Source organism: Lysinibacillus sp. BF-4, assembly GCF_000743635.1.
GTDB lineage: Bacteria > Bacillota > Bacilli > Bacillales_A > Planococcaceae > Metalysinibacillus > Metalysinibacillus saudimassiliensis.
This window is the reverse complement of record NZ_JPUW01000006.1, coordinates 45,971-72,534: the sequence shown is the minus strand read 5'-3', so window position 1 is coordinate 72,534 and position 26,564 is coordinate 45,971. Positions and strand designations below refer to the sequence as shown.

The window sequence follows — 26,564 nt, the reverse complement described above, 5'->3', positions numbered from 1 at the left end:
CAAGGTAGGTTGCCCACGTGTTACTCACCCGTCCGCCGCTAAATCAAGAGAAGCAAGCTTCTCTGTCATTCGCTCGACTTGCATGTATTAGGCACGCCGCCAGCGTTCGTCCTGAGCCAGGATCAAACTCTCCATAAGAGAGCGATTAAGCTCATGTTGCTGGCATCAATTTTGATGTCCAAAATTTTGTTTCAACTTAATGAAACGATTTATTGATTAACGTTTTGCTTGTTCAGTTTTCAAGGTTCATGTTTGTGTCGCTTGTTTCAACAACTTTTATAGTATAGCATTTTTCAACTTATGTTGTCAACACTTTTTTATAATGTTTTTTTGAGAAGCAACTTTTATATCTTATCAAGTAATCAACATAATGTCAACAACTCTTTAATATAATGTTTATCGCGTTTAGATGTTATCTTTGCGACTTCGTATATAATAACACCTTTTCGAAAGGTCTGTCAAAGCTTTTACATACGTTTTTCTTTTATATGTATTTAAGAGCATTATACATACATAAAGCAGCATTGAGTTTAATGCTAATCATTATAAAAGCCCTAGCATTGTAATTATGCTAGGGCTTTTACATATCTTAAGCTTGTTGTTTACGTGCTTTACGGCGTTCATCTAAACGTTTGCGATCAATCTCTGACTGTTCATTATACTTCGGTAACATTAATAATTGGAATGCGTTGACTGCAAGCAGTGGGAATAATAATAATGCCACATACTCATCAATTTTTGCATCACGCCCCATTAATGCAATCGTCCATTCTAATGTGGTAATAACAATCATAAAGAATAGTGCTGAAATCAGGACATGCTTCTTACCTGTCATCTTAACCTTCTTCATAGCTGTTAGCACTGAGCCACCAACTAGTACTATAATTAATACACTGTAAACAATCCAGTCCTTTGCTGTATCCGCTTGCGGAATAAAACGAAACGCAATAACATCTACTAGGGCAATAATAATAAGTAATAGTTGCACCCAGTTCCATAATGTTAATGAACGGAAAATATTAACGGCTACCTGATGAAGTGTTAAATAAGCAAAGAAGCCTGCCTGCGCAATCACACTCATCGTAATCCCTAAGAAAATCATCCATGCAAATGCTGCGAAGAACTCGCCCCATTCACCAGCTGTTACATACGGTTGGAAAAAATCCCAACGAATAATCAAGCTAAATACACCATTTACAGCGCCACCAATTAGCGAAGCTACAAAGAAAAATTTAATCCAGTTACGTATCGTCACGACTTAGCGTCCTCCAATGTTTAAATATAGTTATTATTTTAGCAATGCTACTGTAAAAAAGCTATGTTCGTTCTAAAACTAAAATAGCCTTTGTGACTAAGACGTGAAAAAAGACGAGCACTATCGCTCGCCTTCCTTCTATATTATAGTTTATTAATTACTTTCTCAGCCATTGCTAAGTATACCTTACCTGTTGGGTGCTCTGCTGCATAAACTGAAGGAGCAAAATCTTCCTCTGTCCAATCAGGCTGACCTAATGGAATTTGACCAAGCAAATCTGTGCGTAGTTCTTCTGCTAGCTTTGTACCGCCACCTTGACCAAACACATACTCACGTTCGCCTGTTGTTTTCGATTCGTACCATGCCATGTTTTCCACAACACCAAGGATTTCATGATCTGTTTGTAATGCCATCGCACCTGCACGCGCCGCTACAAACGCAGCCGTTGGGTGTGGCGTTGTTACTACGATTTCTTTAGATGCTGGTAACATTTGATGGATGTCGAGTGCCACATCACCAGTACCTGGTGGTAAGTCTAATAGAAGATAGTCTAATTCGCCCCACTCTACATCACGGAAAAATTGATCTAATACTTTACCAAGCATTGGCCCACGCCAAACGATAGGTGCGTTGTTTTCTACGAAGAAGCCCATTGAAATTACCTTAACGCCCATGCGCTCTACTGGGTAAATGCGGTCTTCCTTAATAACGGGCATCTCTTGAATCCCCATCATATCAGGCACACTAAAGCCGTAAATATCTGCGTCAATTAAAGCTACCTTTTTGCCAAGACGTGCAAGTGCAACAGCTAAGTTAACTGATACTGTTGATTTACCTACGCCGCCTTTACCAGAAGCAATCGAAATAAATTGTGTTGTATTAAGTGGTGATAATAAATCTTGTGACTCTGATTCTGTTGCTGTGCCACGGAAGCTTGCTAATGTATCAGCTGATAACTCCTCAAAGCGAATGCCTACGGTATTAGCACCCTGCTCTTTTAGCACCTCTACGATTTTCATTTGAAGTTGCATTTGTTCAGGTGTGTTTGTTTTAGCAATAGCTACTTTAACACTGACATGATTTTTTTCTTCCTTTACAGTAACTTCTACAATACCGCCTGTTTCCTCTAACGATTTATGTAAAAAAGGATCTTGTAATTTGCCTAACGCGTTATGCGCTTTTTCAATTGTAATCATAAACCCATGACACTCCCTAACCTCATTTTACTGATAAGTATAACATATTCAATTTCGTTACACTTACAAGATGTTTGCATAAAAAAAGCCACTCTCGCAAATGCGAGAATGGCTTTTGAACGTATAATTGTAAAATTAACGTTTTGAGAACTGTGGAGAACGACGTGCGCCGCGAAGACCTGGTTTTTTACGTTCTTTCATACGAGCGTCACGAGTTAATAAACCAGCAGATTTAAGTGCTGGACGGAAATCTGGATCAACTTGTAGTAACGCACGAGCGATACCGTGGCGGATTGCGCCAGCTTGACCAGTGAAACCACCGCCATCAACGTTAACGTGGATGTCGTAGCTGCCTACTGTTTCAGTAGCAACTAATGGTTGTTTGATTACGTTACGTAAAGATTCGAATGGTACGTACTCTTCTACGTCACGTTTGTTAATAACAATGTTACCTGTACCTGGTACTAAACGTACGCGAGCTACAGAAGTTTTACGGCGACCTGTGCCGATGTATTGAACTTGTGCCAAAGTAATATCCTCCTCTTAATTTCTATTATCCGCGAAGCTCGTAAGCTTCTGGTTGTTGTGCAGCGTGTGGGTGTTCCGCGCCTGCGTAAACGTTAAGTTTACCGAACATTTTGCGACCTAAAGAGTTCTTTGGAAGCATACCTTTAATTGCTAATTCTAGCATTTGTGTAGGGTATTTCTCTTTCATTTCGCCTGCAGTACGTTGTTTAAGACCGCCTGTGTAAAGTGTGTGACGGTAGTAAATTTTGTCCTGTAATTTGTTACCTGTTAAATGAATTTTCTCAGCGTTGATGATGATAACGTGATCACCTGTGTCAACGTTTGGTGTGAATGTTGGTTTATGTTTACCACGTAAGATGGCAGCTACTTCAGAAGCTAAACGTCCAAGCGTTTGGCCTTCTGCGTCAACTACTAACCATTTACGTTCTACTTCGTGACCTTTAGCCATGAATGTTGTACGCATGTATATATCCTCCTAATCGATTAAAAATACCGTTATTTTTCATTAGTCTACAATTAATAAGTTTTCGGGGCTTATTTTGTGGTGGTAATGAAAATACCATTAGTCATCATACTATAAAAAAAAATATTCGTCAAGCATTTACGAGAAAACGCGTGGACAAGTTGCTTGCCCATTAATACCATACTTTTTCGAGGTATAAACCTTGTGGTGGCGCGGTTTTGCCTGCATTCTCACGCACGCAATTTGTGACAGCGTATGCCACACTTTCGATGTTGCGTTTACCCACGCCCACCTCCCACAAAGTGCCAGCAATAATACGCACCATATTGTATAAAAAGCCATTGCCCTCAATAATCATATGAAGTTCTTGCTCATGCTTTTCAAATGTTAATGACTGAATCGTACGCACCTTATCCACTACGCTCGTGTTTGCTGCACAAAATGCTGAAAAATCATGTTCGCCTACTAAGTGCGTTGCCGCTTGTTGCATTGCGGCCATATCCGGCTGTACACCCTTCATAAATACCGCATAATGCCGGCGAAAAGGTAGTTGCACTTCTTCAAGCGACCAAATGTAGCGATAACGCTTGCCTACCGCATTAAATCGCGCATGAAAATCAGCTGGCACCTCACATACTTCTACCACACGGATATCACCTGGCAAATTAACATTGAGTGCCTTTTGCCAAGCGCTAGGTGGTAGACTTAGCGCTGTATCAAAATGAATAACCTGACCTGTTGCATGTACTCGTGCATCTGTACGCCCACTAGCTATAATTTTTACTACTATACCCTTATGGATTTTTTGAAGTACGCGTTCAAAAACTTCTTGTACTGTACGCCCATTTGGCTGAACTTGATAGCCTACAAAGTCTGTGCCATCATAGGCAATTGTCGCTTTAATTCGCATAGTTACCTACCCTCTATAATAAAATAACACACCTGCTAGTGCGAGAAGTGCCACTAAAGCAATGGTATCACGCACATGCCATGCTAACTGGCGATAGCGTGTACGCCCTTCGCCACCCTTATAACCGCGTACCTCCATAGCTGTTGCTAAATCCTCAGCCCGCTTAAATGCGCTAACAAAGAGGGGCACTAATAGTGGCACTACAGCTTTAATACGATCTTTTATTGGTCCAGTTGATAAATCAGAGCCTCGTGCCATTTGCGCCTTCATAATCTTATCTGTTTCATCCATTAAAGTGGGGATAAAGCGTAATGAAATTGACATCATTAACGCTAACTCGTGTACAGGCACTTTAATCTTCTTCAAAGGATTTAATAAAATTTCAATTGCATCTGTAATTGCAATAGGCGATGTCGTTAATGTTAGAAACGAAGTCATCACTACTAATATTGCAAAACGTAGTGAAATATAAATACCTTGACGCAAACCACCTTCATAAATCTTAAGAATGCCCCACTCCCAAAGTAAATCACCTTCACGTGTAAAGAAGAGATGTAATAAGAAGGTAAAGATGATTAAAAATACGACAGGCTTTAAACCGTTAATTAAAAAACTTGGCTTAATGCGTGAAAGCAGCATTACAAAGAGTGTCATCCCAACTAAAATACTATAAGTAATCGTATTATTAGCTAAAAATACGATGACAATAAAACCAAAGATAAATAATAGCTTAGAACGGGGGTCCATTTTATGAACATACGTATCACCAGGCAAAAAACGTCCGAAAATTATTTTATCCACTAGCCCTCACGCCCCTCTCGCAGACGCTCAGCTAACGCTTTCGCTAATTCTTCCTCTGTTAAGCAAACAGTTGGTAGCTTATGACCAAGTAATTGCTCCACTTTTTCTTGGAAGCGTACAATACGCGGTGGCTCTAAACGATACTTACGCAGACTCTCTACATCCGCAAATATCTCACGTGGTGTTCCACGCAACACATTTGTACCATCATGCATAATAAGTATATTATCCGCATAGCGCGCCGCATCTTCCATACTATGCGTAACTAAAATAGTTGTGAGCCCTTCTTGCTGATGCAAATGATAAAACATATCCATCATTTCTTTTTGCCCTCTTGGGTCAAGACCTGCCGTTGGCTCATCTAACACAATAACATCTGGCTTCATGGCAAGTACGCCCGCAATTGCTACACGACGCATTTGACCTCCAGATAAATCAAATGGAGATTTATCTAGCACTTCTTCAGGCAAACCTACAAGTTTAATGAGCTCCTGTGCTCGTGCTTCGGCCTCTTCCTTACTTACGCCAAAGTTTAGCGGGCCAAACATAATATCTTTACGTACCGTTTCCTCAAAGAGCTGATGCTCAGGAAACTGAAAAACAATACCAATGTGCTGACGTACTTGCTTAAGATTTTTAGCTTTCTTTCCTGCAATAACTGTATAATCCCCCAGGTGTACCTCACCCTCAGTTGGCTTAAGCAATGCATTAAAGTGCTGAAGCACTGTCGATTTACCTGAGCCTGTGTGACCAATAATCGCTTGGTATGTGCCACTTTCAATCGCAAAATCTACGTCATAAAGTGCACGTTTTTCAAAAGGTGTACCCGCCGCATAGGAAAACCCTACGCGTTGAAGTTCGATGTCCATATATCATTCACCAACTCTTCTTCTGTCATATTTTGACCATTTAACGCAACACCCTCTGCCTTTAGGAGACGAGATAGTTTCATCGCAAATGGTAAATCCAGTCCAAGCTTAATTAATTCATCACCTAAAGCAAAAATTTCGTTAGGCGTACCCGTTGCAAACTTTTTACCGCCATTCATAAACAATAGACGGTCAGCTAAAATTGCTTCCTCTAGATCATGTGTAATCGAAATTACGGTCAGACCTGTTTCAGCACGTAATTGTTGGACCGTTTGCAATACCTCCATACGCCCTTGTGGATCTAACATCGAAGTAGCCTCATCTAAAATTAACAATTTAGGTCGCAGTGCCAGTGCACCAGCAATGGCTACGCGTTGTTTTTGTCCACCTGACAAGTGGTGCGGCTCATGGTCTAAAAAATCCTGCATCTTTACTTGTGTTAGTGCCTCTTGTACACGCAGCACCATTTCTTCATGAGGTACTCCGTTGTTTTCTAAAGCAAATGCTACATCATCTTGCACTGTTGCACCTACAAACTGATTATCTGGATTTTGAAAAACCATACCCATTTGTGAACGTACATCCCATAAATTATCATCATTTAGCACATTACGCATAAAGTACACATCCCCCTGCTGTGGATACAGCAGACCATTCATTAGCTTGGCAATTGTTGATTTGCCAGAGCCATTGTGACCTACAATTGCAATCCACTCACCCTCAGCTATTGAAAACGAAACATCTTCCACAGCATTACGAGGTGTGTCATCTTCAGAGGGATAAGCAAATGTGACATGATTTAACGCTAAAATTTCTGTCATCCTCAATTCCCCTTTTGTTTACTATGTATTGTTCATTATACTCGTTTTCTTACCCCTTCGTGAACATTCGTTTTTAGGTAAATAAAAAAAGCACCCCAATTGGCGCTCCTAAAATAAGTCTTATAATAAAAAAGCGCGCACCTCATTCAAGAAATGCGCTTTATCATTACATTTGAAACGGGCAATAAGGTGCTCAAGCCTTATTACACCAGAATGAGGTGCGGAGAGCTAGACGAGACGCCGCCCTAAGGCTCGCTCATCATAACGCTCAGCTTATTTATTTGTCGTATAAAACATTTAAAAAAAGAGGATGACCGTTCAACCGGTGAACCGGACCATCCTACAAATTCGCGTGTTCGAAGGATTAAACTAGTTCAATCACAACTACAGGCGCACCGTCACCACGGCGTGGACCAACTTTAAGAATACGTGTGTAACCACCTTGACGGTCTGCGTAGCGTGGTGCTACATCGTCAAATAACTTTTGAAGTGCGTAAGTCGTAGACTCATTGCCTTCTTCGTCAGTAGTTGTCACAGTTTCACGACGGATAAATGCTGCTGCCTGACGACGAGCATGTAAATCTCCGCGCTTACCTAAAGTAATCATTTTTTCAACAACTGAACGTAACTCTTTAGCGCGAGCTTCAGTAGTTTCGATGCGTTCGTTGATGATTAAGTCTGTAGCTAAGTCACGTAACATCGCTTTACGTTGAGAACTTGTACGACCAAGTTTTCTGTAACCCATGGATGTTTCCCTCCTTCATTTATATCTGATCTAGCTGTATTAAAAATCGCTTAGTCTTCTTTGCGTAACCCTAAACCAAGCTCATCTAACTTCGCTTTTACTTCTTCTAATGACTTGCGGCCAAGATTTCGAACCTTCATCATGTCATCTTCTGACTTGCTTGAAAGTTCTTGTACTGTATTAATACCAGCACGTTTTAAGCAGTTGTAAGAACGAACCGACAAATCAAGTTCTTCGATTGTCATTTCAAGATTTTTCTCTTTAAGGTTCTCTTCTTTTTCAACCATGATTTCAGCTGTTTGTGCCTCATGAGTCATATCAACAAAGATGTTAAGATGCTCAGTTAAAATTTTCGCTCCTAGCGAAATCGCCTCTCTTGGACTGATGCTTCCATCTGTCCACACATCAAGCGATAGTTTATCGTAGTCAGAAGACTGACCAACACGTGTATTTTCCACTTGGAAGTTTACACGAGATACTGGAGTGTAAATAGAGTCGATCGGGATCACGCCGATTGGAAGATCCTCACGCTTGTTTTGATCAGCAGGAGTATAACCACGACCACGTTTTGCATACATACGCATGCGTAAGTGACCATTTTTAGCGAGTGTTGCGATATATAAATCTGGGTTCAAGATTTCAACGTCACTGTCATGAGTAATGTCAGCAGCTGTAACTTGACCATCGCCCTTCACATCTATTTCGATAACTTTCTCTTCATCAGAGTAAATTTTAAGAGCCAGCTTTTTCACATTCAAAATAATTGAAGCAACGTCTTCTACCACGCCTTCGATTGTTGAGAATTCATGTAGTACGCCATCAATTTGCACTGATGTGACAGCAGCTCCTGGTAACGAAGACAGAAGGATACGACGTAAAGAATTACCCAAAGTATTACCGAAGCCACGCTCAAGCGGTTCTACAACAAATTTACCAAACTTGGCATCTTCGCTGATCTCCTTTGGTTCAAACTCTGGTTTTTCAATTTCGATCATTCAATTTACCCTCCTTCAAAACATCGAATGAATAGGTTTATCCATCAATTAATTAGATTAATTTTGCACAAGACGAATGTACATCAGATGGTGTCACTCAACAAGTTGAGTTAGCACCCATTACACACGACGACGTTTTGGCGGACGGCAACCATTGTGAGGAACTGGAGTAACGTCTTTGATAGCAGTTACTTCTAAACCAGCAGCTTGAAGTGCACGGATTGCAGCTTCACGACCAGCACCAGGACCTTTAACAGTTACTTCAAGTGTCTTCATGCCATGTTCCATAGATGTTTTTGCAGCAGTTTCTGCAGCCATCTGTGAAGCAAATGGAGTAGACTTACGAGATCCTCGGAATCCAAGAGCACCTGCACTTGACCAAGACACCGCGTTACCTTGCATATCAGTAATCGTTACGATTGTATTATTAAATGTAGAACGGATGTGAGCGATACCTGATTCGATATTCTTTTTCACACGACGTTTACGAGATTGTTGTTTACGAGCCATGTTAAGTAGGAACCTCCTTTACCGATTATTTTTTCTTGTTCGCTACAGTTTTACGAGGACCTTTACGCGTACGAGCGTTGTTCTTCGTATTCTGACCACGAACTGGTAAACCACGACGATGACGGATACCACGTAATGAACCAATTTCCATTAAACGCTTAACGTTTAAAGAAGTTTCACGACGTAAGTCACCCTCTAATTTGTATGAATCCAGTTGTTCACGGATTTTGTTTAGCTCATCTTCAGTTAAGTCGCGTACGCGAGCTTCTTCAGAAATTCCAGCGGCAGCTAGAACTTTTTGAGCTGTTGTTTTACCAACACCGTAGATATAAGTTAATGAAATTACCACGCGTTTGTCGCGAGGGATATCAACACCAGCAATACGTGCCATGAGTTACAGCACCTCCTTTAGGATTAACCTTGTTTTTGTTTGTGTTTAGGGTTTTCACAGATTACCATTACTTTACCGCGTCGGCGAATTACTTTACATTTTTCGCAGATCGGTTTCACAGATGGTCTCACTTTCATCTAACCTAACCTCCTTAATAGTCCGGAGTGCAAAAGATTATTTAAAACGGTATGTGATACGACCGCGAGTTAAATCGTATGGAGATAACTCGATAGTAACCTTATCTCCAGGTAAAATACGGATAAAGTGCATACGAATCTTACCAGATACGTGTGCTAGCACGATATGACCGTTCTCTAATTCTACCTTAAACATCGCGTTTGGCAAAGTCTCAACAACTGTACCTTCGACTTCAATTACATCATCTTTCGCCATCTTACTCTGTCTCCCTTCTATATGCGTATTCAGGTCTTGTACGTTACATAATTGCAGCGCACACTTCTTACTCGAAGCAACTCGTTTCAACATATATGTTTGGATTGCATGAGAGATGTTCGAAAGACGCCTCGTTTGGTTTTCGCTTCACACAATCCGAGCAAATACAGATGCTTCCACGAACCCATTTCATGCGCTACTAAATTAATAGCATGCATATACCGGGCACAATATGCTTTTGCAACTCTCAAAAAATTATGTTTCGTTGTTGCTCCCGCATGCTCCCACGGAAGCAGTATTCTGCGCCCGGAGCCGGGTATCAGCTGCGGTTGCCCTTTAAAAGAGCTTCAATATCTTCAAAGACTACCTTGATGTCTTGTTGACCATTGATATTTGTCAGCACACCTTTAGCCTTGTAAAAGTCTAATAGTGGCTGTGCTTGAGTCATATTAACTTCCAGACGATTTGTAACCGTTTCAGGATTATCATCTGCGCGAACGTAAAGCTCGCCTCCATCTTTATCACATTTACCTTCCTCTTGTGGAGGATTGAAAATTAAATGATAAGATGTTCCGCATGTTTTACAAATGCGACGACCAGTTAAACGTGCAATTAAGTCTTCCTTAGGAACTTCGATGTTAATCGTGTGTTCAATTGATTTCCCTAGATCCGCTAAAATGTTATCTAACGCTTCAGCTTGTGGAACTGTACGTGGGAAGCCATCTAATAAAAAACCTTCTTTACAGTCTGCTTGGCTAAGTCGCTCGCGAACGATACCAATCGTAACTTCATCAGGTACTAATGCACCTTGATCCATATACGATTTCGCCTTTAAGCCTAGCTCCGTACCATCTTTAATAGCGGCGCGGAACATATCGCCTGTAGAAATATGCGGGATTGCGTACTTTTCAATAATTTCATCTGCTTGCGTACCTTTACCAGCACCTGGCAGACCCATTAAAATGATATTCATACGTTTACTCTCTCCCCACAAAAGTTAGCTGGTTAAGGAAACGAAAACCGTTCCCAAAAACCAACATTATTTCATAAAGCCTTTGTAGTGACGCTTAACAAGTTGAGATTCTAGCTGTTTCATCGTTTCAAGCGCAACGCCGACTACGATAATCATACTCGTACCACCGATTTGAGCTGATTGTGGAAGGTTCATTACATTAATAAAGATAATTGGCATAATGGCAATTACCGTTAAGAAAATCGCTCCAACAAACGTCAAGCGGTATAGTACACTCGTTAAGTATTCTTGTGTGTTTGCACCTGGACGAATGCCCGGGATGTAAGCACCTTGTTTCTTTAAGTTGTCTGCCACATTTTCAGGATTCACTTGAACGAATGCATAGAAGTATGTGAAGGCAACGATTAAAGCAACATAAATCATCATACCAACAGGTTTCGTATAATCGAAAGTATGTTGGATAAATGTAGTTATATTGTTTTCACCAAAGAACATTGACAACGTTTGAGGCGTAACGATAAACGCCACAGCAAAGATTACCGGAATAACACCTGCTGCGTTTACTTTTAACGGTAAATGCGTTTGTTGACCACCTTGTTGTTGTTGGCTACGACCAGTTACACGTTTAGCATATTGGATTGGAATTTTACGAAGTGCTTGTTGCACGTAAATTACAGCCACAATAACTGCCAGAATAACTAATAGTAATAAACCAATGATTACTAAGTTAATAAATAACTGTTCACCTGCACCTTGGATTTGTTGCGCGTAAAGTTGGTTAGCTGCATTTGGAATGGCAGCTACGATACCCGCGAAAATTACAATTGAGACACCGTTACCTACACCGTAGGCAGTAATTTGTTCAGATAACCATAAAAGGAAAGCTGTACCCGCTGTCAATACAATTGAAATTGTTACGTACGTTAATATCGACTCATCTTGAATTAACTGTCCACCATACATTTTATTGAAGCCAAATGACATCGCAAATGATTGAATAAACGCTAATACGATTGTGAAATAACGTGTGAACTGCGCAAGTTTACGTCTTCCGACTTCACCTTGTTTTGCCCACTCAGCAAACTTAGGAACAACGTCCATTTGTAGAAGCTGAACGATAATAGAAGCTGTGATGTATGGCATAATACCCATCGCAAAGATAGAGAATTTTGCTAGCGCACCACCGCCGAATGTATTAAGGAAGCCGACTAAGTTAAACTCATTCGCTGCCTGCAATACACTTGCATCAACGCCCGGTACTGGTACGAATGTACCAATACGGAAGACGATCAGCATTAATAGTGTGAAAATGATTTTATTTCTAATATCTCGAACACGCATAAAGTTTGAGATTGTTTGAAACATTAAATCACCTCAGTTTGTCCGCCAGCATTCTCGATTGCTTCTTTAGCAGAAGCTGAGAATTTATGAGCTTTTACTGTTAGCTTTTTAGTTAAAGTTCCGTTTCCTAAAACTTTAATTCCAGCTAACTCTTTGCTCACAATACCAGTTTCGACAAGCGCTGTTGGTGTAACCTCTGCGCCATCTTCGAAACGGTTTAAAGTGTCAAGGTTTACAATAGCGTATTCTTTACGATTAATGTTCGTAAAGCCGCGTTTTGGTAAACGACGGTATAACGGGTTTTGACCGCCTTCAAAGCCTGGGCGTACGCCGCCACCTGAACGAGCGTTTTGACCTTTATGACCTTTACCTGCTGTTTTACCGTTACCAGAACCGATACCGCGTCCTACGCGATTGCGTACTTTGCGTGATCCTTCTGATGGTTTTAACTCATGCAGTTTCATAATGGGTGGCACCTCCTTGTTCGATAATTGAAAATTAATTTTCTGTTACAGTAACTAAGTGAGCTACTTTATCTAACATACCGCGAACAGCAGCGTTATCGTTGTGTTCTACAGTTTGGTTCATTTTACGTAAGCCTAAAGCTTGCACAGTTTTACGTTGTGTTGGTTTAGAACCAATCACAGATTTAGTAAGGGTAATTTGTAATTTGTTAGCCATTAGTTAATTCCCCCCTTAACCTAATATTTCTTCCACTGATTTACCACGTAGTTTAGCAACGTCCTCAACACGTTTTAATTCAGTTAAACCTTGGATTGTAGCACGTACCATGTTAATTGGCGTGTTTGAACCAAGTGATTTTGAAAGAATATCAGTAATACCAGCTAATTCAAGTACGGCACGCACTGGACCACCAGCGATTACCCCTGTACCTGGAGCAGCAGGTTTAATTAAAACTTCTCCTGCGCCGAAGCGACCAATCACTAAGTGTGGAGTTGTTCCATCTACACGTGGCACTGCAACTAAGTTTTTCTTTGCGTCGTCAACAGCTTTGCGGATTGCATCTGGAACCTCTTGAGCTTTACCAGTACCGAAGCCTACATGTCCGTCTTTATCGCCAACAACAACAAGTGCTGTAAAGCGGAAACGACGTCCACCTTTAACAACTTTAGCAACGCGGTTGATTGTTACAACGCGTTCTTCAAGTTCTGCAAGTTTGTTTGCATCAATTTGACTCATGAAATGTGTCCCTCCTTCTTATTAAAATTGTAAGCCGTTTTCGCGTGCAGCTTCAGCTAAAGCTTTAACACGGCCATGATATAAGTAACCACCGCGGTCAAATACTACAGCTGTAATATTTTTTTCCGCAGCGCGTTTAGCGATTGTTTCACCAATTTTTGTAGCAGCTTCTACATTATTGCCAGCACCTTCAAATCCTGTTTCTTTTGAAGAAGCGCTCACAATTGTAACACCTGCAACATCATCGATTAATTGCGCATAGATGTTCTTGTTTGAACGGAATACGTTTAAACGTGGACGCTCAGCAGTACCTGAGATTTTTGTACGAACACGCGCATGACGTTTTTTACGAACTTGATTTTTATCTTGTTTCGTAATCACAGAGGTCACTCCTTTCTAATGCGGTTTACGCATTATTTACCTGTTTTACCTTCTTTACGACGAACGTATTCGCCTTCATAACGGATACCTTTACCTTTATAAGGCTCTGGTGGACGTACAGCACGAATATTAGATGCAAGAGCGCCTACACGTTCTTTGCTAATACCCTTAACAATAATAATATTGTTTGCTGGTACTTCAACTTCAACACCTGCTTCAGGTGTGAATTCTACTGGGTGTGATAAACCTACGTTTAACACTAATTTAGTACCTTGCAGTTGAGCACGGTAACCAACACCATTTAATTCAAGTTTACGTGTGAAACCTGTAGAAACACCAGTAACCATGTTCGCTAATAGCGCACGTGTAGTACCGTGATTCATACGGTGGTCTTTCGAGTCAGATGGACGAGTGATAGTGATCACTGTACCTTCTTGTTCGATTTTCATATCTGAATTTAAAGAGCGAGTTAGTTCGCCTTTAGGTCCTTTAACAGTAACTGTGTTGCCTTCAGCAACAGTAACAGTTACGCCTGCTGGTACCTCAATTGGATTTTTACCAATACGAGACATTAAGTTGCACCTCCATTCCTTTAATGCTTATTACCAAACGTATGCTAGAACTTCGCCGCCAACTTGTTTAGCGCGAGCTTCTTTGTCAGTTAAGACACCGTTTGAAGTTGATACTAAAGCGATACCAAGACCGTTTAGTACTTTTGGTACTTCATTTGTTTTAGCGTAAACACGTAATCCTGGTTTAGAAATACGTTTTAGGCCTGTGATAACACGTTCGTTATCTTTACCATATTTTAAGAAGATACGAATAATACCTTGCTTGTTGTCTTCAACATACTCAACATCGCGTACGAAACCTTCACGCTTTAAAATTTCAGCGATTTCTTTTTTCACGTTTGAAGCCGGTACTTCTAACTTCTCGTGACGAACCATGTTCGCATTACGGATACGAGTTAGCATATCTGCAATCGGATCAGTCATTGTCATTACATTTACCTCCTTCCCAAATTAGGGGATTACCAGCTGGCTTTTTTCACGCCAGGAATTTGTCCCTTATATGCAAGTTCTCGGAAACAAATACGGCAAAGTTTGAATTTGCGATATACAGAGTGTGGACGACCACAGCGCTCACAGCGTGTATATTCTTGAACTTTAAACTTTTGTTTACGTTGTTGTTTAACGATCATTGATTTTTTAGCCACGTTCTCGCCCTCCTTGTCTTATTACTTCTGGAACGGCATACCGAATTGTGTCAATAACTCGCGAGCTTCTTCGTCAGAATTCGCAGTCGTTACGATCACGATATCCATACCGCGTACTTTTGAAACTTTATCGTAATCGATTTCAGGGAAAATTAATTGTTCTTTTACGCCAAGTGTATAGTTACCGCGACCGTCGAATGCTTTTTTAGAAACACCGCGGAAGTCACGTACACGTGGAAGTGCAATCGCAATTAGTTTATCCAAGAATTCGTACATACGCTCTCCGCGTAATGTAACTTTAGTACCGATTGGCATACCATCACGTAGACGGAAACCAGCGATAGATTTCTTAGCTTTAGTAATTACAGGTTTTTGACCAGCAATTGTAGTTAATTCTTCAACAGCAGAGTCAAGTACTTTAGAGTTTTGAACAGCGTCACCAACACCCATGTTGATTACGATTTTGTCTACTTGTGGTACTTGCATAACTGATTTATATTCAAACTTGCTCATAAGAGCAGGTGTTACTTCATTAACAAATTTTTCTTTTAGGCGGCTCATTTGTGTACCTCCCTTCTTTGATTAAGATTAGTCGATTACTGCACCTGATTTTTTTGCAACACGAACTTTTTTGTCTCCTTCGATCTTGTAACCTACGCGAGTCGGCTCGCCAGATTTAGGATCGATAAGCATTACGTTCGAAACGTGGATTGCTGCTTCTTGGCTAACAATGCCACCTTGAGGATTTAATTGGCTAGGCTTCATATGTTTTTTAACAATATTTACACCTTCAACTAAAACGCGATCTTGTTTTGGTAGTGCTGCTAAGATAACGCCTTCTTTGCCTTTATCTTTACCAGTAATAACCTTAACTTTATCACCTTTTTTTACATGCATGCTGTCGCACCTCCTTGATTGGTACTATCATGAAATTAAAGAACTTCTGGAGCTAAAGAAACGATTTTCATGAAGTTGCTGTCACGTAATTCACGTGCAACAGGTCCGAAAATACGAGTTCCGCGTGGTGATTTATCATCACGAACAATTACACATGCGTTCTCATCAAACTTGATGTATGTTCCATCTTTACGGCGAACACCAGACTTTGTACGAACGATTACAGCCTTAACGACTTCACCCTTCTTGACAACGCCACCTGGTGTTGCTTTCTTAACTGTGCACACGACGATATCGCCGATGTTAGCAGTTTTACGTCCCGTACCACCAAGTACTTTGATTGTAAGAACTTCACGTGCACCTGAGTTGTCAGCAACTTTCATACGACTTTCTTGTTGGATCACTTAGGTTACCTCCCTTCGGAATATGGTCGTTCCGAAATAGTTATTAAATAATAACCGCTTTTTCTACAACTTCGATTAAACGGAAACGTTTAGTAGCTGATAGCGGGCGAGTTTCCATGATACGTACAATATCACCGATCTTCGCTTGGTTTTGCTCATCATGAGCTTTGAATTTTTTCGAGTATTTTACACGTTTGCCGTAAAGCTTGTGCTTTTTGTGAGTTTCTACTAAAACAGTAACAGTTTTGTCCATTTTGTCAGATACTACACGACCTGTGTATACTTTGCGTTGGTTACGCTCAGTCATGCCTGAAAACCTCCTTCTTTATCAGTTGTTAGCACTGATTTCTCTTTCACGAATCACAGTTTTCATACGCGCAATCGCTTTGCGAACTTCGCGAATGCGAGCTGTGTTTTCTAATTGACCAGTCGCCAATTGGAAGCGAAGGTTGAAAAGCTCTTCTTTCAGTGATTTCACTTTTGTCTCCAATTCTGGAGTTCCAAGTTCACGGATTTCTTTAGCTTTCATTAGATTCACCACCAGTTTCTTGACGTTTAATTACTTTACATTTAACAGGCAATTTATGCGCTGCTAAGCGTAATGCTTCACGTGCAGTTTCTTCAGATACACCAGCAATTTCAAACATTACTTTACCTGGTTTTACTACTGCTACCCAACCTTCAGGAGCACCTTTACCAGAACCCATTCGGACTTCTAGAGGTTTTTTCGTGTAAGGTTTGTGTGGGAAAATTTTAATCCATACTTTACCGCCACGTTTCATATAACGTGTCATTGCAATACGTGCAGACTCAATTTGACGGTTAGTGATCCAGCTAGCTGTTTGAGCTTGTAAACCGAATTCACCGAATGTTACTTCTTTACCGCCTTTTGCTTGTCCGCGCATGCTGCCGCGGTGTTCACGACGGTACTTTACGCGTTTAGGCAATAACATATTATTTGCCTCCTTCCACAGAGTTCTTCTTAGTAGGAAGGACCTCGCCACGATAAATCCATACTTTAACACCTAACTTACCATAAGTTGTGTCAGCTTCTGCGTGAGCATAATCGATGTCTGCACGAAGAGTATGAAGTGGAACAGTTCCCTCACTATAGTGTTCAGCACGCGCGATATCCGCGCCACCTAAACGACCTGATACTTGTGTTTTAATCCCTTTAGCGCCAGCACGGATTGTGCGTTGGATCGCTTGCTTTTGAGCACGACGGAATGAAACACGGTTTTCTAATTGACGAGCAATATTTTCTGCTACAAGACGAGCATCTAAATCTGCGCGTTTAATTTCGATAATGTTAATGTGTACACGTTTACCAGTTAGTTCACCAAGTTTTTTGCGTAATGCTTCAACTTCTGAACCACCTTTACCGATAACCATACCTGGTTTAGCAGTGTGTACTGTTACGTTAAGACGATTTGTTGCACGTTCGATTTCTACTTTAGATAAAGAAGCTTCTTTTAGAGCTTTTTCAAGGTAGTCACGAACTTTGATGTCTTCATGAAGTAGAGTTGCATAGTCTTTATCAGCATACCATTTAGACTCCCAGTCACGAATAACACCAATACGTAGACCTATTGGATGTATTTTTTGACCCACAGATTACCCCTCCTTCTTCTCTGATACCACTAACGTAATGTGGCTAGTACGTTTGTTGATTGCGCTTGCGCGTCCTTGAGCTCGTGGACGGAAACGTTTTAATGTTGGACCTTCATCAACGAAAACCTCAGAAACGACTAGGTTGTTGATATCTAAGTCATAGTTATGCTCAGCGTTTGCAACTGCAGATTTTAATACTTTCTCAACGACTGGAGACGCCGCTTTTGGAGTATGACGTAAAATTGCAACTGCTTCACCAACTTGCTTGCCTCGGATTAAGTCTACTACTAGACGAACCTTACGAGGAGCAATGCGCACTGTACGAGCGATAGCTTTAGCTTGTGTCATTAGGATTTACCTCCTCTCAAAATTAGCGTCGTGTTTTCTTATCATCTGCACCGTGACCTTTGTAAGTACGTGATGGTGCGAATTCGCCTAGTTTATGACCTACCATATCTTCAGTTACGTATACAGGAACGTGTTTACGTCCATCATATACAGCGATTGTTAAACCGATGAAGTTAGGGAAAATAGTAGAACGGCGTGACCAAGTTTTAATAACTTGTTTCTTTTCAGATCCTTCTTGTGCTTCCACTTTTTTCATTAAGTGATCATCCACAAAAGGTCCTTTTTTCAAGCTGCGACCCATTTAGGAACCTCCCTCCGTGATTCCACCACGGCTCTGTTAACGAACCGTAGTCCTATCACATTATTTTTTGCGACGACGAATAATAAGGCTGTCGGATTTAGCTTTTTTGTTACGAGTTTTTAAACCAAGAGCTGGTTTACCCCATGGTGTCATTGGAGATGGACGACCGATTGGTGTACGTCCTTCACCACCACCGTGTGGGTGATCGTTAGGGTTCATTACAGAACCACGTACAGTTGGGCGTTTACCTAACCAACGAGTACGACCGGCTTTACCGATGTTTACTAATTCGTGTTGTTCGTTACCAACTTGACCAATTGTAGCACGGCAAGTAGCTAATACTAAACGTACTTCACCTGATTGTAAACGTACGATTACATATTTGCCTTCACGTCCTAAAATTTGTGCAGATGTACCTGCAGAACGTACAAGTTGACCACCTTTACCAGGTTTTAACTCGATGTTATGGATTGTTGTACCCATTGGAATGTTAGCTAAAGGTAATGCGTTACCTACTTTAATATCAGCATCAGAACCAGATACGATTGTTTGACCAACCTCTAATCCTTTAGGTGCTAAGATATAAGTTTTAGCTCCATCAGCATAGTTAATTAATGCGATGTTTGCAGAACGGTTTGGATCGTACTCGATTGTAGCAACGCGTCCTGGAATGCCATCTTTGATTCGTTTGAAATCAATGACACGGTATTGGCGCTTATGGCCGCCACCATTATGACGAACAGTGATTTTACCTTGGTTATTACGACCAGCTTTGCGTTTTGTCGGTTGAAGCAATGATTTCTCAGGCTTGTTAGTTGTGATTTCCGCAAAGTCTAATGATGTCATGTTACGACGTCCATTAGTGGTAGGTTTGTACTTTTTAATCGCCATGTGTTTTCCCTCCTTCTTGAAAATTCAAATCCTTATCGGATATTACATTTCAAATAATTCGATTTCGTTGCTATCCGCTGTTAATTTAACGATAGCTTTACGGCGTTTGTTTGTGTATCCAGCATAACGGCCAACGCGTTTGAATTTACCTTTGTAGTTCATGATGTTGACTTTGTCAACTTTCACGCCAAAGATTTCTTCAACAGCATCTTTAACTTGAGTTTTATTAGCGCGAGTGTCTACTTCGAAAGTATACTTTTTCTCTGCCATAAGTTCTGAAGAACGCTCAGTAATGACCGGACGTTTTAAAATATCACGTGCTTCCATTATCCAAGCACCTCCTCGATTTTTTCTACTGCAGACTTAGTGAATACGACTTTGTCGTTTCCTAATAAGTCAAGTACGTTAATACCTGCAGCTGTAATTACTGTAACACCAGGGATGTTACGAGCAGATAATGCTACGTTTTCATCTAGGTCAGCAGTTACGAATAGAGCTTTCTTTTCGATAGAAAGATCTTTTAATACCTGAGTGAAGTCTTTAGTTTTTGGTGCAGCTAATGTTAGTGCATCAAGAACTACAAAGCTTTCCTCTGCTACTTTAGTAGAAAGTGCAGATTTAAGAGCTAAACGACGAACTTTCTTAGGCATTTTGAAGCTATAGCTACGTGGTGTAGGACCAAATACAACACCACCGCCACGCCATTGTGGTGAACGGATAGAACCTTGACGCGCGCGTCCAGTTCCTTTTTGGCGCCATGGTTTACGGCCACCGCCAGCAACTTCAGAGCGGTTTTTTACTTTGTGGTTACCTTGACGTAGTGAAGCGCGTTGTGCGATTACTGCGTCGAATAATACTGCTTCATTTGGCTCGATACCGAAGATAGCTTCGTTTAATTCGATTTCTCCAACTGAAGAACCTGTTTGACTAAGTACGGCTACTTTTGTCATTCCTGTTTCCTCCTTCCTTGTAATGATTAGTTAGCTTTAATTGCAGTCTTAACTGTAACTAGAGCTTTTTTAGAACCAGGAACATTACCTTTTACTAATAATAAGTTACGCTCTGCGTCTACTTTCACAACTGTTAAGTTTTGAATAGTAGCTACAACGCCACCCATTTGACCAGGTAATTTCTTTTGTTTAAATACGCGGTTCGGAGCTACAGGGCCCATTGAACCAGGACGACGGTGGTAACGAGAACCGTGGGACATTGGTCCACGTGATTGTCCGTGGCGTTTAATAACACCTTGGAAACCTTTACCTTTTGTAACACCTGTTACATCAATTACATCGCCTTCTGCGAAAATTTCTACTTTGACTTCTTGACCAACCTCGTACTCGTCAACGTTTACATTGCGGAACTCGCGAATGAAGCGCTTAGGAGCAGTGTTTGCTTTAGCTACGTGTCCTTTAGCAGGTTTGTTAGATAACTTTTCACGTTTATCTTCAAAACCTAACTGAACAGCGTTGTAGCCGTCTGTTTCAACAGTTTTCTTTTGAAGTACTACGTTTGCAGCAGCTTCAATAACTGTTACTGGGATTAAATCACCGTTTTCAGCAAATACTTGCGTCATACCGATTTTTCTTCCTAAGATTCCTTTGGCCATTGGTCACACCTCCTGTAATTTTTAAGAAAATAATTTTTTATATTGGGTTTTACCATTAAAGTTTGATTTCAATATCAACGCCAGATGGTAAGTCTAATTTCATTAATGCATCCGCAGTTTGTCGCGTAGGATTAACGATATCGATTAGACGTTTATGCGTACGCATTTCGAATTGTTCACGAGAATCTTTGTACTTGTGAACTGCACGTAGAATTGTGTACACAGACTTCTCAGTTGGAAGTGGAATCGGACCTGATACACTTGCACCTGAACGTTTCGCAGTTTCCACAATTTTTTCAGCAGACTGATCTAAAATACGGTGATCATATGCTTTTAAACGGATACGAATTTTTTGTTTTGCCATTATTTTCCCTCCTTCTCGCCTATTTTCTAGACATTCTCCACGAAAATTATCCAACACAGCGCCATGGCAAAGCGGCCGGGTGTGTCGGCAACCTCTCGCTTCATCGCAGTCAAAGACCAACATTCAACATTATATACAATAAAAAAAGAATAAGCAATACTTTTCGCTAAATTCTTTTCCATGTTGACTATCTTATATTAAATAATTTTACCGTTTATTATTTTATAAAATCTCACAGCAAATTGCAACTATAAAGGTACAAAAAATAAAAAAACCTTTACGCTCATGAACGTAAAGGTCATTCTCTTCTTATTATAATACAAATGACACTGCAAACCAGCCAAGTACAATTAAAGGAATGTTAATAAAAATAAACGTTGGTACACATGTATCCCAAATGTGATTATGCTGACCATCTACATTTAAACCTGAAGTAGGCCCGAGTGTTGTATCGGATGCTGGCGAACCAGCATCGCCTAATGCACCTGCCGTACCAATTAAACAAATAATTGCCAATGGGCTTAACCCTAACTCTAATGATAACGGAACAAATAATGCTGCAATAATTGGGATTGTAGCAAACGATGAGCCTATACCCATCGTGACAATTAATCCAACAATCAGCATACCAAAGACCGCTAAACTCACATTACCATTTAAAATATCTAATGCGCCAGTTACTAATGTATCCACATCGCCTGTGGCATTAATTACACTTGCAAAGCCATTAGCTGCAATCATAACAAATCCAATAAAGGACATCATACGCATGCCATCAGTTAAAATTTCATCAGCTTCACGCCATTTTAATGCACCTGTGATATACATTGTAATAATCCCAGCCATTGCGCCTATAATCATTGATTCTGTTTTGATTTGAACTGTCAGCGCCGCAATTAAAGCCATAATAGTCGCTACAATTAACCACGGAGATACTTGTTTCACTTCAATTTCAACTGCTGACTGCGTTTCCTTATAGTGACGTGGCTTACGATACACAAACATCGCGATAAACATACCTGCTACCATACCGCCAATAGGAATGGCCATAGCTTTAGGAACGTCACTTAACTCAGCTAGCATACCAGCACTTGTAATTTGAGTAGTAATAATATTTTGGAAAATAAAACCGAAGCCAAATGGCACAAAACTATATGTCCCTACAAGCCCTACTGCGATAATCACAGCAATAATTCTTCGATCCACTTGTAGTACATTTAATATTTTTAAAATTGGTGGAACTAATAAAGGAATAAAAGCAATATGAATAGGAATCAAGTTTTGTGACATGATTGCCATCGCAAATATACTAAAAAAGATTAATGCTTTAATTAAATTTTTGCGTGTAGCGCCTTCTTTTCCTGCTAATAAAACAACCACTTTAGCAATAAGCACATCTGTAATACCTGTTTTTGCAATCGCTACCGCAAAACCACCTAATAGCGCATAGCTTAGTGCAATGACAGCTCCTCCGCCTAGGCCGTCTGTAAATGCATTTACGGTTTCAGCAATCGTTAAATCACTCACAATACCGCCAGCAAAAGCACCTACCACTAAAGATAGTACTACATTTATACGCAATAAACTTAAAATCAACATTACAGCTACTGCTACTATTACAGCATTCATACCAACACCACTTTCATTCACTAATGTACTAATATGTTAAATTATTTTATTTTACATGTCAATACAAAAAAACCAACTCGCGAGCGTCCCCACGAGTTGGTTGAAATTTAGCCTAAGCTAAAATTATTTAATGATAGTTGCTACAACGCCAGCGCCTACAGTACGTCCACCCTCACGGATAGAGAACTTAGTACCTTCTTCGATAGCGATTGGAGAGATAAGCTCAACATCCATTTCGATGTTGTCGCCAGGCATAACCATTTCTACGCCTTCTGGTAAGTTACAAACGCCAGTTACGTCAGTTGTACGGAAGTAGAACTGAGGACGGTAGTTTGAGAAGAATGGAGTATGACGTCCACCCTCTTCTTTTGATAATACATAAACTTCAGCTTTGAAGTTAGTATGTGGAGTGATTGAGCCTGGTTTAGCTAATACTTGACCACGTTGGATATCTTCACGTGCAACACCACGTAATAAAGCACCAATGTTGTCACCAGCTTCAGCGTAGTCTAGTAACTTACGGAACATTTCTACACCTGTAACTGTTGTTTGTTTAGCTTCTTCAGTAATACCAACGATTTCAACTACATCGCCGACTTTAATTTGGCCACGTTCAACACGACCAGTTGCTACTGTACCACGACCAGTGATAGAGAATACGTCCTCTACTGGCATCATGAATGGTTTGTCAGTTTGACGTTCAGGAGTTGGGATGTAAGAATCTACAGCGTCCATTAACTCGATGATTTTTTCTTCCCATTCAGGTTCGCCTTCAAGTGCTTTAAGAGCTGAACCTTTGATTACAGGAATATCGTCGCCTGGGAAGTCATATTCAGATAGTAGGTCACGGATTTCCATCTCTACTAATTCTAATAATTCTTCGTCATCAACCATATCACATTTGTTCATGAATACTACTAGGTAAGGAACACCTACTTGACGTGATAAAAGGATATGCTCACGAGTTTGTGGCATTGGACCATCAGCAGCAGATACTACTAAGATACCGCCATCCATTTGTGCAGCACCAGTGATCATGTTTTTAACATAGTCGGCGTGACCTGGGCAGTCTACGTGTGCGTAGTGACGAGTGTCAGTTTCATATTCAACGTGTGATGTATTGATTGTAATACCACGTTCTTTTTCTTCAGGTGCGTTATCTACGTCAGCGTATGATTTAGCTTCGCCACCCATTTTTTTAGAAAGAACTGTAGCGATTGCTGCAGTTAAAGTTGTTTTACCATGGTCAACGTGTCCGATTGTACCAACGTTAGCATGCGTTTTCGAGCGATCAAATTTTTCTTTAGCCATTAGAGATTTCCTCCTCAAATTTAAGTGTGTATTTTAATTTATTGTATGTTGCTGTGGTGCGAGAGGGCCCTTCTCACACCTTGCAATCATAGCTTACAAATTAGTTATACTTTATGCAAGGTGATTTTTCAATTATTCACCTTTATTTTTTTTGATGATGTCTTCAGAGATAGATTTTGGAACTTCTTCATAGTGATCAAACACCATTGAGAATGTACCGCGACCTTGAGTTGAAGAACGTAAAGTAGTAGCGTAACCAAACATTTCTGCAAGTGGTACCATAGCGCGAACAACTTGAGCGTTACCGCGAGCTTCCATACCTTCTACGCGACCACGGCGAGAAGTGATGTTACCCATAACGTCACCAAGATATTCTTCTGGCATTACAACTTCTACTTTCATGATTGGCTCTAAAAGAACCGGGTTACATTTAGAAATCGCATTTTTAAGAGCCATAGATGCAGCAATTTTGAATGCCATTTCGTTTGAGTCTACATCATGGTAAGAACCATCATATAGTTTTGCTTTAATGTCGATTAATGGGTAACCAGCGATTACACCGTTGTTTAACGAGTCACGAAGACCTGCTTCAACAGCCGGGATGTATTCACGTGGTACTACACCACCAACAACAGCGTTTTGGAATTCGAAACCTTTACCTTCTTCGTTAGGTGAGAATTCAATCCATACGTGACCGAATTGACCACGACCACCAGATTGGCGGACGAATTTACCCTCAACTTGCGCAGAACTACGGAAAGTTTCACGGTAAGATACTTGTGGAGCACCCACGTTAGCATCTACCTTGAATTCACGGCGCATACGGTCAACTAAGATATCAAGGTGAAGTTCACCCATACCAGAGATGATTGTTTGACCAGTTTCTTGGTCAGTATGTGCACGGAAAGTTGGATCTTCTTCTTGTAGTTTAGCTAATGCTTGACCCATTTTATCTTGGTCAGCTTTAGATTTTGGTTCTACAGAAAGAGAGATTACTGGCTCTGGGAATTCCATAGACTCAAGGATTACTAAATCCTTTTCGTCACATAGTGTATCACCAGTACTTGTATCTTTAAGACCTACCGCTGCTGCGATATCTCCTGCGAATACTTCGCCAATTTCTTCACGAGAGTTAGCATGCATTTGTAGGATACGACCTACACGCTCACGCTTACCTTTAGAAGAGTTTTGTACGTACGAACCTGATTGTAGGATACCTGAGTAAACACGGAAGAAAGTTAATTTACCTACGAATGGGTCAGTCATTACTTTAAACGCAAGAGCTGAGAATGGCTCTTCGTCTGAAGAGTGACGGATAACTTCTTCATCTGAGTCTGGACGGATACCAGTAATAGCAGGTACGTCAGTTGGAGCTGGTAGGTAAGCTACAGCAGCATCTAACATTTTACGTACACCTTTGTGTTTGAAAGCAGTACCACACATTACTGGGTAGAAATCTACAGCGATAGTAGCTTTACGGATAGCCGCAACTAGCTCTTCTTTAGAGATTTCTTCGCCAGCAAAGTATTTTTCCATGATGTCTTCGTTAACTTCAGCAATGCCTTCGATTAACTTTTCACGGTACTCGTCTGCTTGTGCTTTATATTCTTCAGGAATTTCGCCTTCAGTAACTTCTGTACCTAGGTCATTTCCGTAGAAAGTTGCTTTCATTTCAACTAAGTCAATGATACCGCTGAACTCGTCTTCGGCACCGATCGGTAATTGAATTGGATGAGCGTTAGCTTCTAAACGATCATGTAGTGTACCTACAGAGTAAAGGAAGTCAGCACCCATTTTGTCCATTTTATTAATGAACACGATACGTGGAACGCCATAAGTTGTAGCTTGACGCCATACTGTTTCAGTTTGTGGCTCAACACCTGATTGAGCATCAAGTACTGTAACAGCACCATCAAGTACACGTAATGAACGTTCAACTTCTACAGTGAAGTCTACGTGTCCAGGAGTATCGATGATGTTAATGCGGTGGTTGTCCCATTGAGCTGTTGTAGCAGCAGAAGTGATAGTGATACCACGTTCTTGCTCTTGCTCCATCCAGTCCATTTGTGCGCCGCCGTCATGAGTTTCACCGATTTTATGAATTTTACCAGTGTAATAAAGGATACGCTCTGTTGTTGTTGTTTTACCAGCATCAATGTGAGCCATGATCCCAATATTACGTGTTTTCTCAAGTGAGAATTCGCGTTTCATAGG

Annotated in this window: 40 protein-coding genes and 1 rRNA gene; all 41 read right to left on the bottom strand. The window is 40.7% G+C overall.

Going from position 1 to position 26,564, the window contains the following annotated elements; genetic code table 11:
• Positions 1 to 138, bottom strand: a 16S ribosomal RNA gene (locus CH76_RS04340); the annotation flags it as partial.
• A 451-nt stretch (positions 139 to 589) separates the two neighbouring features.
• A complete protein-coding gene (locus tag CH76_RS04335) occupies positions 590 to 1,255 on the bottom strand; it encodes a KinB-signaling pathway activation protein (protein ID WP_036143480.1) in 666 nt (221 codons plus the stop codon).
• A gap of 143 nt (positions 1,256 to 1,398) precedes the next feature.
• Positions 1,399 to 2,451, bottom strand: a complete 1,053-nt coding sequence (locus CH76_RS04330) for a P-loop NTPase (RefSeq protein ID WP_036143477.1) — start codon at positions 2,449 to 2,451, stop codon at positions 1,399 to 1,401.
• A gap of 135 nt (positions 2,452 to 2,586) precedes the next feature.
• Positions 2,587 to 2,979, bottom strand: coding sequence for a 30S ribosomal protein S9 (gene rpsI, locus CH76_RS04325; RefSeq protein ID WP_036143474.1), 393 nt, complete (start codon positions 2,977 to 2,979; stop codon positions 2,587 to 2,589).
• A 25-nt stretch (positions 2,980 to 3,004) separates the two neighbouring features.
• Positions 3,005 to 3,442 (bottom strand): 50S ribosomal protein L13, encoded by a 438-nt coding sequence (gene rplM, locus CH76_RS04320; protein WP_036143469.1) that lies wholly within the window; start codon positions 3,440 to 3,442, stop codon positions 3,005 to 3,007.
• Positions 3,443 to 3,614: 172 nt separating this feature from the next.
• The gene (truA, locus tag CH76_RS04315; protein WP_036143466.1) at positions 3,615 to 4,352 is read right to left on the bottom strand and encodes a tRNA pseudouridine(38-40) synthase TruA; all 738 of its coding nucleotides are present in this window, start codon (positions 4,350 to 4,352) and stop codon (positions 3,615 to 3,617) included.
• A gap of 6 nt (positions 4,353 to 4,358) precedes the next feature.
• Positions 4,359 to 5,153, bottom strand: a complete 795-nt coding sequence (locus tag CH76_RS04310; protein WP_036143463.1) for an energy-coupling factor transporter transmembrane protein EcfT — start codon at positions 5,151 to 5,153, stop codon at positions 4,359 to 4,361.
• Positions 5,153 to 6,022, bottom strand: coding sequence for an energy-coupling factor ABC transporter ATP-binding protein (locus tag CH76_RS04305; RefSeq protein WP_036143460.1), 870 nt, complete (start codon positions 6,020 to 6,022; stop codon positions 5,153 to 5,155). Before CH76_RS04305 ends, CH76_RS04310 begins: the two co-directional genes overlap by 1 nt.
• Positions 5,998 to 6,843 (bottom strand): energy-coupling factor ABC transporter ATP-binding protein, encoded by an 846-nt coding sequence (locus CH76_RS04300; protein WP_036143458.1) that lies wholly within the window; start codon positions 6,841 to 6,843, stop codon positions 5,998 to 6,000. The genes CH76_RS04305 and CH76_RS04300 overlap by 25 nt, the downstream gene beginning before the upstream one ends.
• A 364-nt stretch (positions 6,844 to 7,207) precedes the next feature.
• Positions 7,208 to 7,588, bottom strand: coding sequence for a 50S ribosomal protein L17 (gene rplQ, locus CH76_RS04295; RefSeq protein ID WP_036143455.1), 381 nt, complete (start codon positions 7,586 to 7,588; stop codon positions 7,208 to 7,210).
• A 50-nt stretch (positions 7,589 to 7,638) separates the two neighbouring features.
• Entirely contained in the window at positions 7,639 to 8,583 is a 945-nt protein-coding gene (locus CH76_RS04290) for a DNA-directed RNA polymerase subunit alpha (protein WP_036143452.1), read from the bottom strand.
• A 120-nt stretch (positions 8,584 to 8,703) separates the two neighbouring features.
• Positions 8,704 to 9,093, bottom strand: coding sequence for a 30S ribosomal protein S11 (rpsK, locus tag CH76_RS04285; RefSeq protein ID WP_036143450.1), 390 nt, complete (start codon positions 9,091 to 9,093; stop codon positions 8,704 to 8,706).
• A gap of 25 nt (positions 9,094 to 9,118) precedes the next feature.
• A complete protein-coding gene (gene rpsM, locus CH76_RS04280; RefSeq protein WP_036143447.1) occupies positions 9,119 to 9,484 on the bottom strand; it encodes a 30S ribosomal protein S13 in 366 nt (121 codons plus the stop codon).
• Positions 9,485 to 9,507: 23 nt separating this feature from the next.
• Positions 9,508 to 9,621: a 50S ribosomal protein L36 gene (gene rpmJ / locus CH76_RS04275; protein ID WP_000868344.1), complete on the bottom strand. Its 114-nt coding sequence runs from the start codon at positions 9,619 to 9,621 to the stop codon at positions 9,508 to 9,510.
• 37 nt (positions 9,622 to 9,658) lie between these two features.
• Positions 9,659 to 9,877: a translation initiation factor IF-1 gene (gene infA / locus CH76_RS04270; protein ID WP_036143445.1), complete on the bottom strand. Its 219-nt coding sequence runs from the start codon at positions 9,875 to 9,877 to the stop codon at positions 9,659 to 9,661.
• A 319-nt stretch (positions 9,878 to 10,196) separates the two neighbouring features.
• A complete protein-coding gene (locus CH76_RS04265; protein WP_036143442.1) occupies positions 10,197 to 10,850 on the bottom strand; it encodes an adenylate kinase in 654 nt (217 codons plus the stop codon).
• A gap of 66 nt (positions 10,851 to 10,916) precedes the next feature.
• Positions 10,917 to 12,215 carry a preprotein translocase subunit SecY gene (gene secY / locus CH76_RS04260; RefSeq protein ID WP_036143438.1) on the bottom strand — a complete coding sequence of 433 codons (1,299 nt, stop codon included), beginning with the start codon at positions 12,213 to 12,215 and terminating at the stop codon, positions 10,917 to 10,919.
• Entirely contained in the window at positions 12,215 to 12,655 is a 441-nt protein-coding gene (gene rplO / locus CH76_RS04255; protein WP_036143434.1) for a 50S ribosomal protein L15, read from the bottom strand. Before rplO ends, secY begins: the two co-directional genes overlap by 1 nt.
• Positions 12,656 to 12,689: 34 nt before the next feature.
• Positions 12,690 to 12,872: a 50S ribosomal protein L30 gene (rpmD, locus tag CH76_RS04250; RefSeq protein WP_036143431.1), complete on the bottom strand. Its 183-nt coding sequence runs from the start codon at positions 12,870 to 12,872 to the stop codon at positions 12,690 to 12,692.
• Between the two features lie 15 nt (positions 12,873 to 12,887).
• Positions 12,888 to 13,391 carry a 30S ribosomal protein S5 gene (rpsE, locus tag CH76_RS04245; protein WP_036143427.1) on the bottom strand — a complete coding sequence of 168 codons (504 nt, stop codon included), beginning with the start codon at positions 13,389 to 13,391 and terminating at the stop codon, positions 12,888 to 12,890.
• A 21-nt stretch (positions 13,392 to 13,412) separates the two neighbouring features.
• Positions 13,413 to 13,772 (bottom strand): 50S ribosomal protein L18, encoded by a 360-nt coding sequence (gene rplR, locus CH76_RS04240; RefSeq protein WP_036143424.1) that lies wholly within the window; start codon positions 13,770 to 13,772, stop codon positions 13,413 to 13,415.
• A 32-nt stretch (positions 13,773 to 13,804) separates the two neighbouring features.
• Positions 13,805 to 14,344, bottom strand: a complete 540-nt coding sequence (gene rplF, locus CH76_RS04235; RefSeq protein WP_036143421.1) for a 50S ribosomal protein L6 — start codon at positions 14,342 to 14,344, stop codon at positions 13,805 to 13,807.
• 30 nt (positions 14,345 to 14,374) lie between these two features.
• Positions 14,375 to 14,773, bottom strand: a complete 399-nt coding sequence (gene rpsH / locus CH76_RS04230; RefSeq protein WP_036143418.1) for a 30S ribosomal protein S8 — start codon at positions 14,771 to 14,773, stop codon at positions 14,375 to 14,377.
• Between the two features lie 29 nt (positions 14,774 to 14,802).
• Positions 14,803 to 14,988 (bottom strand): type Z 30S ribosomal protein S14, encoded by a 186-nt coding sequence (locus tag CH76_RS04225; protein WP_004233656.1) that lies wholly within the window; start codon positions 14,986 to 14,988, stop codon positions 14,803 to 14,805.
• A 21-nt stretch (positions 14,989 to 15,009) separates the two neighbouring features.
• Entirely contained in the window at positions 15,010 to 15,549 is a 540-nt protein-coding gene (rplE, locus tag CH76_RS04220) for a 50S ribosomal protein L5 (protein WP_036143415.1), read from the bottom strand.
• 27 nt (positions 15,550 to 15,576) lie between these two features.
• Positions 15,577 to 15,885, bottom strand: coding sequence for a 50S ribosomal protein L24 (gene rplX, locus CH76_RS04215; protein WP_036143413.1), 309 nt, complete (start codon positions 15,883 to 15,885; stop codon positions 15,577 to 15,579).
• 35 nt (positions 15,886 to 15,920) lie between these two features.
• Positions 15,921 to 16,289: a 50S ribosomal protein L14 gene (gene rplN, locus CH76_RS04210; RefSeq protein ID WP_036143410.1), complete on the bottom strand. Its 369-nt coding sequence runs from the start codon at positions 16,287 to 16,289 to the stop codon at positions 15,921 to 15,923.
• 43 nt (positions 16,290 to 16,332) lie between these two features.
• Positions 16,333 to 16,596: a 30S ribosomal protein S17 gene (gene rpsQ / locus CH76_RS04205; RefSeq protein ID WP_036143408.1), complete on the bottom strand. Its 264-nt coding sequence runs from the start codon at positions 16,594 to 16,596 to the stop codon at positions 16,333 to 16,335.
• A 21-nt stretch (positions 16,597 to 16,617) separates the two neighbouring features.
• Complete coding sequence (gene rpmC, locus CH76_RS04200; RefSeq protein WP_036143406.1) at positions 16,618 to 16,818, bottom strand: 50S ribosomal protein L29; 201 nt, start codon at positions 16,816 to 16,818, stop codon at positions 16,618 to 16,620.
• Entirely contained in the window at positions 16,808 to 17,242 is a 435-nt protein-coding gene (gene rplP / locus CH76_RS04195; RefSeq protein WP_036143403.1) for a 50S ribosomal protein L16, read from the bottom strand. Before rplP ends, rpmC begins: the two co-directional genes overlap by 11 nt.
• Before the next feature lies 1 nt (position 17,243).
• On the bottom strand, positions 17,244 to 17,900 hold the full coding sequence (rpsC, locus tag CH76_RS04190) for a 30S ribosomal protein S3 (protein ID WP_036143400.1): 657 nt from the start codon (positions 17,898 to 17,900) through the stop codon (positions 17,244 to 17,246).
• 3 nt (positions 17,901 to 17,903) lie between these two features.
• The gene (rplV, locus tag CH76_RS04185) at positions 17,904 to 18,248 is read right to left on the bottom strand and encodes a 50S ribosomal protein L22 (RefSeq protein WP_036143397.1); all 345 of its coding nucleotides are present in this window, start codon (positions 18,246 to 18,248) and stop codon (positions 17,904 to 17,906) included.
• 22 nt (positions 18,249 to 18,270) lie between these two features.
• The gene (gene rpsS / locus CH76_RS04180) at positions 18,271 to 18,549 is read right to left on the bottom strand and encodes a 30S ribosomal protein S19 (protein WP_036143394.1); all 279 of its coding nucleotides are present in this window, start codon (positions 18,547 to 18,549) and stop codon (positions 18,271 to 18,273) included.
• A gap of 60 nt (positions 18,550 to 18,609) precedes the next feature.
• Positions 18,610 to 19,440, bottom strand: coding sequence for a 50S ribosomal protein L2 (rplB, locus tag CH76_RS04175; protein WP_036143391.1), 831 nt, complete (start codon positions 19,438 to 19,440; stop codon positions 18,610 to 18,612).
• Positions 19,441 to 19,482: 42 nt separating this feature from the next.
• The gene (gene rplW, locus CH76_RS04170) at positions 19,483 to 19,767 is read right to left on the bottom strand and encodes a 50S ribosomal protein L23 (protein ID WP_036143388.1); all 285 of its coding nucleotides are present in this window, start codon (positions 19,765 to 19,767) and stop codon (positions 19,483 to 19,485) included.
• On the bottom strand, positions 19,767 to 20,390 hold the full coding sequence (gene rplD / locus CH76_RS04165; protein ID WP_036143386.1) for a 50S ribosomal protein L4: 624 nt from the start codon (positions 20,388 to 20,390) through the stop codon (positions 19,767 to 19,769). The genes rplW and rplD overlap by 1 nt, the downstream gene beginning before the upstream one ends.
• Before the next feature lie 26 nt (positions 20,391 to 20,416).
• Complete coding sequence (gene rplC / locus CH76_RS04160; RefSeq protein ID WP_036143383.1) at positions 20,417 to 21,046, bottom strand: 50S ribosomal protein L3; 630 nt, start codon at positions 21,044 to 21,046, stop codon at positions 20,417 to 20,419.
• A gap of 55 nt (positions 21,047 to 21,101) precedes the next feature.
• Positions 21,102 to 21,410 (bottom strand): 30S ribosomal protein S10, encoded by a 309-nt coding sequence (gene rpsJ / locus CH76_RS04155; protein ID WP_036143380.1) that lies wholly within the window; start codon positions 21,408 to 21,410, stop codon positions 21,102 to 21,104.
• Positions 21,411 to 21,722: 312 nt separating this feature from the next.
• Complete coding sequence (locus tag CH76_RS04150; protein WP_036143377.1) at positions 21,723 to 23,039, bottom strand: Na+/H+ antiporter family protein; 1,317 nt, start codon at positions 23,037 to 23,039, stop codon at positions 21,723 to 21,725.
• Between the two features lie 123 nt (positions 23,040 to 23,162).
• Positions 23,163 to 24,350: an elongation factor Tu gene (gene tuf, locus CH76_RS04145; RefSeq protein WP_036143374.1), complete on the bottom strand. Its 1,188-nt coding sequence runs from the start codon at positions 24,348 to 24,350 to the stop codon at positions 23,163 to 23,165.
• 132 nt (positions 24,351 to 24,482) lie between these two features.
• Complete coding sequence (gene fusA / locus CH76_RS04140) at positions 24,483 to 26,561, bottom strand: elongation factor G (protein WP_036143371.1); 2,079 nt, start codon at positions 26,559 to 26,561, stop codon at positions 24,483 to 24,485.
• Between the last annotated feature and the right edge of the window lie 3 nt (positions 26,562 to 26,564).